12 protein-coding genes are annotated in these 13,465 nt (G+C 47.1%); 2 read left to right on the forward strand and 10 right to left on the reverse strand.

Annotated features, from left to right (window positions below):
• Nucleotides 1–30: 30 nt before the first annotated feature.
• Nucleotides 31–1,524, reverse strand: coding sequence for a succinylglutamate-semialdehyde dehydrogenase (astD, locus tag KDK13_RS18395; RefSeq protein WP_257286459.1), 1,494 nt, complete (start codon nucleotides 1,522–1,524; stop codon nucleotides 31–33).
• Between the two features lie 35 nt (nucleotides 1,525–1,559).
• Nucleotides 1,560–2,618 (reverse strand): arginine N-succinyltransferase, encoded by a 1,059-nt coding sequence (astA, locus tag KDK13_RS18400; RefSeq protein ID WP_257286460.1) that lies wholly within the window; start codon nucleotides 2,616–2,618, stop codon nucleotides 1,560–1,562.
• A gap of 256 nt (nucleotides 2,619–2,874) precedes the next feature.
• Here astA and KDK13_RS18405 point away from each other — a divergent pair, with 256 nt between their 5' ends.
• On the forward strand, nucleotides 2,875–4,146 hold the full coding sequence (locus tag KDK13_RS18405) for a hypothetical protein (RefSeq protein WP_257286461.1): 1,272 nt from the start codon (nucleotides 2,875–2,877) through the stop codon (nucleotides 4,144–4,146).
• A 101-nt stretch (nucleotides 4,147–4,247) separates the two neighbouring features.
• Here KDK13_RS18405 and KDK13_RS18410 read toward each other — a convergent pair whose 3' ends face one another.
• The 7 genes from KDK13_RS18410 to KDK13_RS18440 form a co-directional block, all read right to left on the reverse strand.
• The gene (locus KDK13_RS18410; protein WP_257286462.1) at nucleotides 4,248–5,246 is read right to left on the reverse strand and encodes an NAD-dependent epimerase; all 999 of its coding nucleotides are present in this window, start codon (nucleotides 5,244–5,246) and stop codon (nucleotides 4,248–4,250) included.
• A gap of 181 nt (nucleotides 5,247–5,427) precedes the next feature.
• Nucleotides 5,428–6,762, reverse strand: a complete 1,335-nt coding sequence (locus tag KDK13_RS18415; RefSeq protein ID WP_257286463.1) for a UDP-glucose/GDP-mannose dehydrogenase family protein — start codon at nucleotides 6,760–6,762, stop codon at nucleotides 5,428–5,430.
• Between the two features lie 53 nt (nucleotides 6,763–6,815).
• Nucleotides 6,816–7,613 (reverse strand): glycosyltransferase family 2 protein, encoded by a 798-nt coding sequence (locus KDK13_RS18420; RefSeq protein ID WP_257286464.1) that lies wholly within the window; start codon nucleotides 7,611–7,613, stop codon nucleotides 6,816–6,818.
• The gene (locus tag KDK13_RS18425; RefSeq protein ID WP_257286465.1) at nucleotides 7,610–8,371 is read right to left on the reverse strand and encodes a glycosyltransferase family 2 protein; all 762 of its coding nucleotides are present in this window, start codon (nucleotides 8,369–8,371) and stop codon (nucleotides 7,610–7,612) included. The genes KDK13_RS18420 and KDK13_RS18425 overlap by 4 nt, the downstream gene beginning before the upstream one ends.
• Before the next feature lie 98 nt (nucleotides 8,372–8,469).
• Nucleotides 8,470–9,114, reverse strand: a complete 645-nt coding sequence (locus tag KDK13_RS18430) for a glycosyltransferase (RefSeq protein WP_257286466.1) — start codon at nucleotides 9,112–9,114, stop codon at nucleotides 8,470–8,472.
• A gap of 645 nt (nucleotides 9,115–9,759) precedes the next feature.
• On the reverse strand, nucleotides 9,760–10,830 hold the full coding sequence (locus tag KDK13_RS18435) for a glycosyltransferase family 4 protein (RefSeq protein ID WP_257286467.1): 1,071 nt from the start codon (nucleotides 10,828–10,830) through the stop codon (nucleotides 9,760–9,762).
• 31 nt (nucleotides 10,831–10,861) lie between these two features.
• A complete protein-coding gene (locus tag KDK13_RS18440) occupies nucleotides 10,862–12,115 on the reverse strand; it encodes an O-antigen ligase (RefSeq protein WP_257286468.1) in 1,254 nt (417 codons plus the stop codon).
• Between the two features lie 196 nt (nucleotides 12,116–12,311).
• On the opposite strand from KDK13_RS18440, the gene KDK13_RS18445 reads away from it, so the two are divergent.
• Entirely contained in the window at nucleotides 12,312–12,929 is a 618-nt protein-coding gene (locus tag KDK13_RS18445) for a Uma2 family endonuclease (protein ID WP_257286469.1), read from the forward strand.
• On the opposite strand, the gene KDK13_RS18450 is transcribed toward KDK13_RS18445, so the two are convergent.
• Nucleotides 12,926–13,213, reverse strand: a complete 288-nt coding sequence (locus KDK13_RS18450; RefSeq protein WP_257286470.1) for a Txe/YoeB family addiction module toxin — start codon at nucleotides 13,211–13,213, stop codon at nucleotides 12,926–12,928. The two genes, KDK13_RS18445 and KDK13_RS18450, sit on opposite strands and share 4 nt — an antisense overlap.
• Nucleotides 13,214–13,465: the final 252 nt, after the last annotated feature.

The following is a 13,465-nucleotide window of genomic DNA, read 5'->3' on the forward strand; positions in this document are numbered from 1 at the left end:
TTTATTAACGGTTCAAGGCGTGGGGACGGTTTACAAATCGAGCCCGGGTGCAAGCTCTTTGGGCATACACAGTGTCTCCGACTCCACACTGGCCACCGGGTAGGCGCAGTAATCGGCAGCGAAATAGGCGCTGGGGCGGTGGTTGCCACTGTCACCGGGGCCGCCAAACGGTGCGGCACTGCTGGCACCGGTGATGGGACGGTTCCAGTTAACGATTCCCGCACGTATTCTCTGCAAAAAGTACTGGTACTGCTCCGGTGCTTCGCTGAACAATCCGGCAGAGAGACCAAAGCGTGTATTATTGGCTTCTGCAACAGCATCTTCAAAACTGTCGTAACGAATAATTTGCAACAGTGGGCCAAAGTACTCTTCATCAGGGCGGTCTTTGATATTGGTCACATCAATAATACCCGGAGATACCAGTCCGGTTCCGGCTTGCAGATGTGTTGAGGAAAGCAGGCTTTTGCCACCGAGGTTTTGCAGCGTTTCCTGGGCTGCCAATATCTGTCTGGCTGCGGCTTCAGAGATAAGCGCTCCCATAAAAGGCGCTTCGTGATCATTCCATTGACCCACTTTGATATTGGCCGCAGCAACAGTGAGTGCATCAACAAACTGATCCCCCCAGGGCGTTGCAGGAACCAAAAGGCGACGGGCACAGGTACAGCGCTGACCCGCGGTAATAAACGCTGAATGAATAGTGTCGTGTACTGCGGCTTTGATATCGGCCATCTCGGTGACAATCAGCGGATTGTTGCCGCCCATTTCCAGCGCCAGGATTTTTCCCGGCTGGCCACCGTACTGCTGGTGGATCATCTTGCCGGTGTTTGAGCTGCCGGTGAAAAACAGACCATCAAGACCCGGGTGTCCAGCCAGTGCGATACCGGTCTCTTTCTCGCCCTGAAGCAGATTGATAACACCGTCGGGTATTCCCGCCTGCTGCCAGAGTTTGATCGTGTATTCGGCAACCGCCGGTGTTAATTCGCTGGGCTTGAAAACCACCGTATTGCCCGCCAGCAGTGCGGGAACAATATGCCCATTGGGCAGGTGGCCCGGAAAGTTGTAGGGACCAAATACCGCCACAACGCCGTGTGGCTTGTGGCGGATGACGGCTTTTCCTACGGGCATGGCATTTTCAATCGTACCCGTTCGCTCATGGTAGGCTTTTATTGAAATGGCGATTTTACCGGCCATGGCAGCCGCTTCTGTTTTCGCTTCCCACAGCGGCTTGCCGGTTTCTCTGGCAATGAGTTCCGCCAGAGGCTCTTTATTCTGCTCCAGCTCGCTGGCAAACGCCTTGATTAATGCCTCTCGCTCGGGGAAAGGGCGAACAGCCCAGTGATGACTGGCTTGCCGGGCGACACTTATCGCCTGATCGACTTGCTCTGCCGTGGCACTGGCACCCTGCCAGAGCACATTGCCGGTTCCCGGGTTTTCCGATGAAAAGGGTTTGCCATTTGCCTTAAGCCACTGGCCATTGATAAATAGGCATTGCTGTGCATTGGTTTGTGAGATGGTTTCTGACATGGTCTTGATCCTCTCAATTCGTTGACTCAGGATGACTAACTGGATGATAAAGGCACGACCCGCAGTAATTGGCCTTCTTCAATGTTAAGCGCTGAAGCCTGCTCGCTGGTAATTTGGACGAACTCCAGTCCTTCGTAGGAGAGATTGCCCATGATGCAGCGAAAATCGGTCAACTCATTATTGGCCATTAGCCAGCGCCGTTGATCCGTTGTGTTATTTTCCACAATGTTAACTTTGTACTGTCGTGAATCCCTGACTGAGCGTACATCCTTGACTCTGGCTTCCAGAAGTGGGCCTGCATCAAAAATATCCACATAGCCGGTGTAGTGGAACCCTTCAGATTCCAGCAGATATCGGGCAGGTGTTGTGCTTTCATGGGTAATGCCAATAACCTCCCTGGCGTCATCAGGCAGTAAATTGGTGTAGATTGGATGGCGAGGCATCAGCTCGGCAATAAATGCTTTATCGACGGTGGATTGGCGATCAGCTTCTTCAAAGTCCACGGCAAAGAAGTGCCGACCCAGGGCCTCCCAGAAAGGGGAAACTTCCTGATCGTCACAGTAGCCACGCATTTCTGCAAAAAGGTCTTCTGCAAACAGTTCTGGAAAGGCGGCCATAAACAACAGTCGACTTTTCGACAAAAAGGCACCATTTTTTGAGTGGCGATAATCCGGAAGCAAAAAAAGCGTACATAGCTCTGAAAAGCCGGTATGGTCGCTGCACAGCATCAGGGTGTCCACCATGGTATAGACATCCAGTTGTTGTGAGGCATGAACCTGTTTGCTCACCTTATAGTTATACCAGGGAGCGTCAAGCCCTACAGCGGACTCTATACCCGCAGTGCCCACCACCTGACCGGTTTCGGTATCCTCCATCACAAACAGATAGAGGTTATTTTTCTGCTCGGTTTCAGACGTACTTTTTTTCTGCGATGTTTCCTGCGACGCCTGCTGAAAGGAGGTGAGTGCCCATGCCAGTTTATTATCAACCATGGGGCGGTGAGGTTGCAGGGAGGTGAATCCGGCACCGGTCTGGTTGGCGATTTGCCAGAGAGCCTCACGATCCTGCTCATGTATGGGGCGAATAACAATCATAGTCTGACTCTGCCTTTATTTTAATAATCAGTTGGTTATCGCGAAACAAAGAGACCTTGAAAGGGTACCTCAATTTTTAGTGATGGAAAGGCCACACAAACAGAAAAAGTGTATCTATAGTTAAATCTCACTAATTTCAGAGATTATACCGCTTGGCGCTTTTAGTTAAGAGATTGTAGTTAAGAGATTGTAGTTAAGAGATTGTAGTTAAGAGAGCTGCGAAAACAACGTCCAAAAACAACGTCCAAAAACATCTATGATTCAGTCACCTGTTCTTTTGCCGGTGGTGCCACCGTCTTCCGCGTTGAGTGCTGCCTCTTCTGTAGAGTCTGCAAATGGTCGTAGCGATATTTCGCCCAGCGAGCCTGATGGAACCTACATCAAAAAAGACCCCTTCTCTGTTACTGAGCGTTGCAAGTCACTGTTCAGCAGGGTTGTCTGTGCCGTGGAAACGACCCTGTGGCATGTGATGGATGCATTCAACTGGGCGGGATATCTGGCTGTCTGGGCCATGGCTGGCGCTACTTTTATGGTTGGTATGATGGCATTACCGATCATTCTCAAATCGGCCCTGACCGGCATCATGGTCATGGCTTGTGAAGCGATAGGGGAAGCCGTATTGCGATATTATTCCAGTGATCAGTTCCCGACTGATCGCCTGCCGGTAGTGTTGGACAGACTCCCGATAGAAAAGCTGCCTGTTCTCGGGGACTTCCTCAGCTTTCGGTGGCTGAGATATCTCCCGTTCCAGGGGGAGCGCTGTGATGAAAATAAACTGACGTATTTTGGCAGCCGAATGGTGGTGGGTGGCGTCTATGGCAGCTTGCTTGGCTTTTTCATTTCGTTAATTAATCTGTCTCCCTACAGTATACTGGCTACGGGTGCGTTAGCAGCAGGCATCGCGTTTGGCCTGAGGTCCCTGGGATGTGCCAAGGTAGCCCTGGATTTTGTCTTTCTCTCCAACCATGAAATGAATGAGGGGCGTCTTTACCACAAAGATAACTTTATCAATCGCCCTATCAGGGACAGGCTGGTTGGGAACACAGAGTCATCGAATTATTTTTCCATGCCGCCTCCTGAGAATATCGAGGCAGCGATACAGCTACTGAATATCCAGCAGGATACAGAGGCATTGACCAGGGACGCTATTTATCAGGCGGCAGAAGCCCGTTGCCATGAAAAGGCGCAATCAGGACTGCCAAAAGAACTCTTTGACCGGGAGGTGAGCCTTATCAAACACACTCAGGAACAGTTATATCGACTGGTCACACAACGGGAGTTGCAGGTGGCAAAACAGCGGGAGTTGCAGGGGAAACTTGTTCACCAGGCACAGGAACAAGAGCGAATAGACCGTGATTTGCTGGGTTTACCGGCGGGTGAACTGACATCTGAACAGATTGAAGCGGGCTATCAACAGGCCCTGAATGAGTATGAGCGCTACAGGGATAAAGACATCAATGAGATTGACCGGGCGGCTGTGCGGTTGCGAGAAGCCAATAGTAATATGAATGTTACCGCTGTTGTTTGATATAGAGAGATAACTGCCAATAGACGCTCTTTAAGCGATTTACAGGGGGGGAGAAGATGCAGATGGTTTGCTTTCTGCATCTTATGATCTGATTATCTCTGTTAGTTCTGCCAGCTCATGTACCATTGAGCAAACTTTTCTAACCCCTCTTCAATAGACGTCGATGGTTTAAAGCCCACCGTTTCCATCAAATCACTGACATCGGCATAGGTTGCATAAACGTCACCGGGCTGCATTGGTAAATACTGTTTCTCGGCCTGTTTACCAATGGCATTTTCCAGTGCTGTAATAAACGTCATCAGTTCAACAGGTTGGTTATTACCAATATTGTAAACCCGGTAGGGCGCGGAGCTGCGACTTGGGTCAGTGCTGTCAAAATGATCTGACCTGGTCGGAATAACATCCTGAATGCGTACGATGCCTTCCACGATATCATCAATGTAGGTGAAGTCTCTTTTCAGCTTGCCCTCATTAAAGATGGGGATGGCTTCTCCACGGTTGACCATCTGGGTGAACTTGAAGTAAGCCATATCCGGGCGACCCCATGGACCGTACACGGTGAAAAAGCGCAGGCCAGTGGTGGGTATGCCATAAAGATGCGAATAGGTGTGGGACATCAACTCATTGGATTTCTTGGTCGCAGCGTAGAGTGAAACCGGGTGGTCAACCGCATCCGTCGTTGAAAATGGCATTTTGGTATTCATGCCATAAACGGAGCTGGATGAGGCGTAGACAAGGTGTTGTACCTGGTTGTTGCGGCAACCTTCAAGAATGGTGGCATGGCCGACAAGGTTGCTGTCGATATAGGCCATTGGGTTGTCGATGGAGTAACGGACACCCGCCTGAGCAGCCAGATGGATCACCCGGTTGAACTTTTCCTGCTTGAACAGTGCCGCAATACCCTCGCGATCGGCCAGGTCGAGTTCAACAAAACGGAAGTTTTTCAGCAGAGCCAGTTCATTAAGGCGGCCGTGTTTGAGGCTGACGTCGTAATAGTCATTGAGATTATCAATGCCAACCACTTCATGTCCCATTTCACAGAGACGTTTAGTGGTAAAGAAGCCAATAAAGCCTGCGGCTCCGGTGACCAGATATTTCATCGTGGTTTTACCTGTAAGGTGGGCTTAGGAATTGCCCCGGAATAATTTGCATAATTCTGAGTTTCAAAACTACGTTCAGACTGAGCTTGTCGAAGTCTGGTGGCACCATCCTTCGACAGGTTCAGGATGACAGGAGTTCGAACGCTACATGACCAGGTTAATTAAGGGAGATTCCAGGGCATCAACGACCAATAGCGTAGTAAGTGAAGCCTTTCTGTCTCATTCGTTCTGGCTCGTACATGTTACGACCATCAAAAATTACAGGCTCATTCAATAACGCTCTAAGCTGGTCAAAGTCGGGCGCACGGAACTGACGCCACTCGGTGCAGATAACCAGGGCATCGGCACCTTTAATTGCCGCCTGTTGTGTACCAGACAGTGTCAGGTCATCCCGAAGACCATAGATGCGTTGTGCCTCTTCCATCGCCTCCGGGTCATAGGCCTGAACTTGTGCCCCGGCCTGCCAGAGTGACTCCATCAGCACCCGGCTTGGGGCATCGCGCATATCGTCCGTATTGGGTTTGAATGCCAGCCCCCAAAGCGCAATGGTTTTACCTGCCAGCTGTCCATTAAAGTGCGTGCTGAGTTTGGTCAACAGAACATTTTTCTGCTGGGCATTTCGTTCTTCAACCGCTCTGAGAACCAGCGGTTCAAAGTCAATGTCCTCTGCGGTTCTTTTCAGTGCCTGAACATCTTTTGGGAAACAGGAGCCACCGTAGCCACAGCCAGGGTAGATAAAATGGAAGCCAATACGGGGGTCAGAGCCGATCCCCTGGCGCACCATCTCAATATCGGCCCCCAGTCGTTCAGCCAGGCCAGCTATCTCATTCATAAAGCTGATTTTGGTGGCCAGCATGCAGTTCGCTGCATACTTGGTCAGTTCGGCACTGCGCACATCCATAAAAATCATACGGTCATGGTTGCGGTTGAAAGGGGCGTAAAGCTCTTTCATGGTATCAGTCACATGATTGTTTTTAAGATCAGCACTGTCAGTTCCAACCACAATTCGATCCGGTCTCATGCAGTCATTAACAGCCGCTCCTTCTTTCAGGAACTCAGGATTAGACGCGACAGAAAACTCAAGCTGAACCCCTCGCTTCTGCAGAACTTCTGCTACTTTGGCGGCCACTTTATCGGCGGTGCCTACAGGGACCGTGGACTTGTTCACAATGATTTTCCGGTCCTCCATATGCTCGGCAATGGTGCTGGCCACGGCGAGGACATATTGCAAATCGGCAGAACCGTCTTCATCCGGCGGCGTTCCCACGGCAATAAACTGCAAGGTACCATGGGCGATGCCCTCGGCGGCATCCGTCGTAAAGTGCAGCCGACCAGCCTGACTGTTCTCTTTCACAATAGATTCAAGCCCGGGCTCGTAGATGGGAATGATGCCGCGCTTGAGGTTATCCACCTTGTTTTGGTCAATGTCGACACAGACAACATCATGACCCACTTCTGCCAGAACCGCAGCCTGCACCAGGCCTACGTAGCCGATACCGAAAATCGTGACTTTCATAGTGAGTGGTTACCGTGGAAAATTTACTGGGGTTATTCTAACTGATCGAATGATTATAAATACTGCTTTATTCCAGAAATAGCTTCGGCTTTTTTACTTATAATGGCTGTGTTGAGCATCTCCAGATTTTCTTTTTCACGAGTACGGTCATTTTCCTTATGCCATAGATGCATTACTGTTGCCGCAAATCGGCAGTCCAGCTGTTTAATGCCTTTGTTTAGAAGACGAATAGCCAGCTCAGAATCTTCATATCCCCAACCTACGAAGGACTCATCAAAACCATTAACAGCTACCAGATCTTCTTTCCAGACACCCAGGTTACAGGTTTTAACCCCTTTCCACTGGTTCCTCTTCAACAGTCGTAATGGCCCAAGCGTCAGGGTATTAAGCGCCCATGGACGATTTATTTGATGCGCGTTAAAAGCTCCGGGTTGCCATTGGGCAACAGGCAGGTTTTCGGATAACACCTGTTGAGTGAAGTCTCTGGTCAGCAACACACGGTTTCCTGCTGAAAAATAACCTTGCATGGCCAAACGTTGATGGTTTTTTATAAATTCAGGCCTGATAAGCGTGTCACCATCAATAAAAATGATAAATTCACCTTTAGCTTTAGCCGCAGCCTTATTCCGAATGGCTGCAGCACGGAAGCCATCGTCTTCCTGCCAGATATGATGCAGTGGACAGGGAAAGCTTTCAGCGCATTCTTCGATTAGCTGACTTGTACCGCTGGACGAACCGTCATCTGCGATAAGAACTTCAAGTGGTAGTTGGATTTGGTGCCTGGCTGACTCCAAAACGGCGGCAAGGGCTTTGGGCCAGTTATAGGTCGTGATGATCAGGGAAGTTTTCATTTCACTTTTTCTTGATTATGCATCATTGCTAGCTTTGCATACTTATAGTATGTGCCCTCAGCATTTGATATAGCAATGATAAACCCGTATTTTCCATCAAGAATGCCAAGCCTGAGAAAGTACGTACGAATGAATGCCCAGAATCCTTTGTAGGCTGCTTTAAAAATGGTAGCTCGTTTGCCCCGTTCAAACAGTTGTTGCGCCCCCAGAGTCGAATAGCTGTTTGCTTTATCCAGTAAAGAGTCAACGGAGTCGAATGAATAATGGATCAAGTCATTTTTCAGTTTATTGGTTACCCCATCAATAACTGGCTTTGGGTGCACCAGGTCAGGAGTATATTTCACAAACCCTCTGCGAAAGACTCTTGGTACATAATCCGGCCTCCACCCACAATGATGAATAGGCTGGTTGCACAAATGGGAGAGCCTCGGAAAAGCAAAACCATTGACGCCTTCAGGAGCGTTGCTGATTGCTTGCAAAATTTCATTTTTTAGTTCGACAGTAATTACTTCATCAGCATCAACCGAAATTAACCAATCTCCCGTACATTTATCCAGGCTCCGTTGAAATTGAATGCCAAAACCAGGCCAGTCGGTTTCATAAACGTGATCAGTATACTCTTTACAGACGGCAATGGTTGCGTCGGTGCTGCCAGAGTCGAGGACGATAATCTCATCTGCCCACTTTATAGACTCAAGCGTCTCCCTGACTCGAGGCATGGCGTTTTTGGTGATGATGGAAATACTGACTTTGAGCATGTTCAGGAGAAAGCTGAAATTTGAGTGAGGCCATTGTAGTATAATTTCTAAATGCGTTAAATGTCTTACGATCTTTTCATGATATAGATGAGAGTTGATTACTTTTTGATCAGTTTTTTTTCGTCTTTATAGATCCATTTTCCGCGAGGCTTATCCATATATTGGAAATACTCATTAGTAAAACCACCTTGAATACAGACATAGTTGCGATCTCTTGAGGCAACATTTTTGTCGTTGAGAATTTGAGTTAATACTCCTGGCCCTGTTGTATTGTAAACTCCTTCTGAGTCATAGCTTTCAATATTTCTCACAATCTGAAGAATGGCGGCTTGGTAGTCCGGGTTCTCAGCAGCCGTGGCGAGAAAATAGTTGGTATATTCTGTATTTTTCTTATTTTTAATGTATAAGGCGTTGTCAACATCTTTGAGAATACTCTTAAGAGGCCAGACTAGTGTTGCGTCAATATCCATATAAACGCCACCATTGCAGTACAGCACAGTTAATCGCCAAAGATCAGCCTGGGCAGCACCGTCTGTCAGCTTCATGTAGGCATCATAGACCTCTGGCTTGGCATTGGCTTTCATAAATACTTCTCTGTCTTCTGTGCTGACATAGCGATACTCATAATCCAGTGACAACATTCGGTTAAAGAGATAGTTCAAATAGACTGGTAAAGCACATGCATTGGAGTAGTTCGTCTGCCAGATTACCTTTGGAACCTGTTGTTCTTGGGTTGTATTCACTAAAGCCTTAGAATGCTGAGGGATTGTGAACCGAACTCTTGGCAATATAAAATGAAACGCATAACTTAAGATTTTGCATAAATTCCCAGTGAGTTTAATGAGTCTGTTTGTAATCAATATAACAATTTTTGGCATGATAAGTGTTTAGGTGTGCTCTAACAGGTTAGGTGATGGTCTTCGATTAAGGTGACATATGCTTTCATTCTTAAGTAGATCTCTATTTTCGTTACATAGTAGACGACTCGATTTTTGCCTATTACTGAGGTGCCGTGCTGGATCTGAGCAGTTACTCAATGGAATATACAGTACTTTCACTAATGGTTGAAGCGGAGCTGTTCATTAGCATGCATTTTTTAAGTATAGTCTTTGATGAGGACTACAATATATCTTTGTCGTGTATCTTACTGCCTTTTTGTAGCGCAAGGTCGATAGCATGACTTACAGCTATGCTGTTAGATTTTTCTGTAATGAAATCTTGCATGTTAAAAGGGAATATGTTTTCGAGTCTCTTAAATGAGTGTGACTTTAAGGTCACCTTTTACAAAGTAATTGGCAATATTGACTAGGTACCCGCTCTGCCCCTCCCAGTCCCCTAATATTGGGAGCAATAAGGCAGATTTTAACGGCTTATTTATATTCACTATTTCAAATTTGTTTGACACACTCAAGAATTTGTTGAACATGGCTATCAATCATGGGTTGGTACATTAGATGCTGTAACGGCTCTTCAAGTCGATGTTCTCCAGCTTTATGGCGCTTGATGGCCTCTTGCATGGCCGCTGTAATTGATTCATTGCACTCTCTGTCAAAAGTAATTTTGGCGGCTTGTTTGATAGTTTGGCTACAGGCAATGTTTTCTGACAAAACAATAGGGGTCCCACAAAGCACTGATTCAGGTCCTACCAGGCCAAAAGGTTCATAGCTGGACGCCAGGATCGTATAGTCAGCAGCAGAATATGCCTCTTCAATATTATCTAAACGACCAAGGTAACGTATATTATTGGATTGACAGTCAACAGGGCTGCCAGCGACAGCAAGCACAATTGGCAATGTTGAATTCATAAACAACGGCGAAATAAGATCAAGCCCCTTTCGCTTGTGGCTAGACGATGGAAACAGAAACACTATCTCATCTTTTTCAAAACCAAATCTTGTCCGTAATTCATCTCGTTTGGTTTCGTTATCAAGATTAAATCGGGTAGTGTCAACGGGCGGGTAAATCACTCTGATTTTGCACTCGGGCACATTATATAAGTCAATCAATTCTTCCTTCATCAGGTCGGAATGGGCAATAATCAGTTTTGCCTGCTGATAATATGAACGTTCACTGTTGAGTTCCAGTCTGTCCCAAAAGCTCGTTCTTCCGTTTTTGGCATTAAGAATATGCCCCATATGGGTACCACCAACAATGGCGATATCAATGCCAGGAATCCGGGCAGGCCCAATGGTCAGGCATGAGTCAAGTAAGCCAGATTTAATGACTTTGTGGGCAAATATCCGATTTTTCAGCTTTTGAGGCGTAAATATACTGGTGGGGAGTTCGGTCAGCTTGTTGTTGAAATCCTTCACTAACTGCCTGTCAATTTTTCTGCTAACTATTTTCAGATCGTCCGTGTGGTGAAGCAACCCGGTGATCAGATCGAAAGCGTAACGCTCCATGCCACCACTGTTGATGAGGGAGTGATGAATTACTGCTAGTGGTTTCTTATCAATCATGGTGTTATCTGAATGACCTTTTACCCCACCCTTAACAGGAGGATGAAGATTTTTGGTGGTAAATAATTTGGCTGGCCAGATAGCTATTTAAGAAGGCATACAGTGTCAGTACTGTCATTTGCAGCAATACAACGTTCGTCAAGCCTAACAGAAAGTATACAATTACTGTCGCTAATCCAGCGCTGGAAAGTGCTTTCACCTTATAATCAGAGCTATTTTTGCGCCTGATGAAGAAACAAAAAGGAACGACAAACAGTAAGGCATAGGAACCAATACCCAATAGCCCCTGTTCAGCTATAAAGGTGAAAAACTCATTATGGGGGTGACTGAATAATGGTACGTCTTGTATTTTATTCTCAACTATCAGGTGGTTAAGGGAATACTGAAAGTTACCCTTCCCCACACCAATGATCGGGCTTTCCTCAAAGATAAGTAAAGATGCTTTCCACAGCTCAAACCGAATGGGGATTGACCCAGCAGTGTATTCATCCTTAACAAGGTGTCCATTGATCTCACTCATCATAATCGCTACCCGTTGGTGAATATCGTCACTCGTTAAATAAACACTCATGGCTAAGATGGTGGCCATCGCAAATGTGTATGCTTTTCGACGCAGGTTCAAAGAAGTGGATGTCAGCAGGAAGAAGGCTGCGGTTATGCTGAGTGCAAGAAAGGCACCTCGGGCCAAGGTGATTGATAAAATAAGGCCACAAGCTGAAAAAATGGCAGCACCCAAAAAGAAGCGATACTTGCTGGTTGTTAATGATGGTGTGAGCAGGTAGAAAGCAAGATACGCAAAAACAACGGTAAGACCGCTGAATGGTAGCGAGTTCATAAAGTAGTTTGATGGACGTCCGATGCCATAGATGTACTTGCCGACAGTGACGGTAATCAGGGCAGAAATTATGCCGAACAGGCACCCATAACCCAGCCATCGGCTGTCAATTCCAACCTTGCGGAGATAAATGAAAACAAAGAGGGGAAGAGCAAAACGCAGGCCAATCTCAAAGTATTTACCACTGATATTATCAATAAATACTGCCTGCACGAGACTGATCACTAGCGGTGATAAGAAAGCCAGTATAAAAGTACGGTCTAGTGAGGTTAACTGCGGCTTGTCAAATTTTCTAAAAAGAAAAGCCAGACCAATCAGTAGCAAGCAGATAACGGAACCGGCTGATTTTACCGAGATCAATGTTACAGGGAGTAAAAAAAGCAAACAGGCAATTAGCTTCTTTACAACTCCGTAGCGATCAACGGATGGGCTGGTATGATAAGTAAGCATGGTATATGAAGCAGGGTGAGCCAGAACTAGTGGCCGTATTCTAATTAGACCGTTAAGGCAAAGCAATTGTTTGTCAAAGAACCTACCGACAACCATAAGATTCTCACGTGAAGCAAGGTTTCGCATCTTCCGAGGCCTATCAAGAAAATCCGTGTAAATTACTCACCCTTGCCATAGGGCATAGCCGGACTATCCTATGTGCCACATAATAAAAACACCACTGGAAACAACCCTGCGACCAGTCATGGAAACTTACCCAATCACCGCCGCTGAGTACCTTGAAGCGGAGAAAACAGCTGAAGTTAAACGCGAATTTGTTAATGGTTACGTTTATGCCATGGTCGGTGCCAGTCGGCGGCATAATTTGTTGACCGTGTCTTTGGCGACTTTATTGAGTACGCATCTGAAAGGCACAGGCTGCCAGGTCTTTGCCTCCGATATGAAAGTCCGCGCTGGTGGTAAGAATGACACCATGTTCTTTTACCCGGATGTGATGGTGGCTTGCAGTCACCCCTCTGATGAAACTCCAAAAGACCCATATGTAGAGGAAACCCCTAAGCTGATTATTGAGGTGCTGTCGCCCAGTACCGAGCAGCATGATCGTTTGGGCAAGCTGGCTGCCTATACGCAAATTGCCAGTCTGGAAGAGTACCTGCTGGTGGATCAGCAGGATATGCTGGTGGATCTTTACCGTCGCTCTGGCGAGCAGTGGCAGTTAACCCAGCTGAAAAAGGGTGATCAGCTGGTATTGAATTCGGTAGAGCTTGAATTGCCTGTTGTGGATATTTACCGGGATGTTATTGGGAGCTATTAATGGAAACGACAGGCGGCAATGGTCAGATGAGTATCGGAAGGCTGGTAGATCAGTCGGTGTTCATCGCTGATGCGTCTTGACCAGAAGCCCTGCCAATTGCCTTTCAGAGGTTCGGGCTTGCCAAGGCCGCTAAACGGGTCCCGCAGACACTCAGTGATTAATTTGTTGATGCGTTTCAAGGTTTTTCTGTCCTGTTCCTGCCAATACAGATAATCGTTCCAGGCGTTGTGTGACCAGCAGGGATGTCTCTGTTTACATCGCGGATGAGAATCCGGACGCTGCACAACGTGTAAAGGATGAAATCGCGTTCAAGGCTTTAAAATTCAAGCTGACCGATCACCCGGAATTATCGTTTTGTATCTCAGAAAACTGCCTGACACAGCCCCGTCGCTACACTCCCATTTCAGCAGTTTCAACACTACGAACAGCCTCTTGGTGCAAACGGATCAGGGCAGCCAATCCTCATCTGTCGGACTTAAGGCTGTCCTACTGCGGTTGCGATAAATTGGTCTAAAAATTCCTGCTTCTTCGTCAAA

This window comes from Endozoicomonas sp. SESOKO1 (assembly GCF_024606265.1).
Taxonomy (GTDB): Bacteria; Pseudomonadota; Gammaproteobacteria; order Pseudomonadales; family Endozoicomonadaceae; genus Endozoicomonas.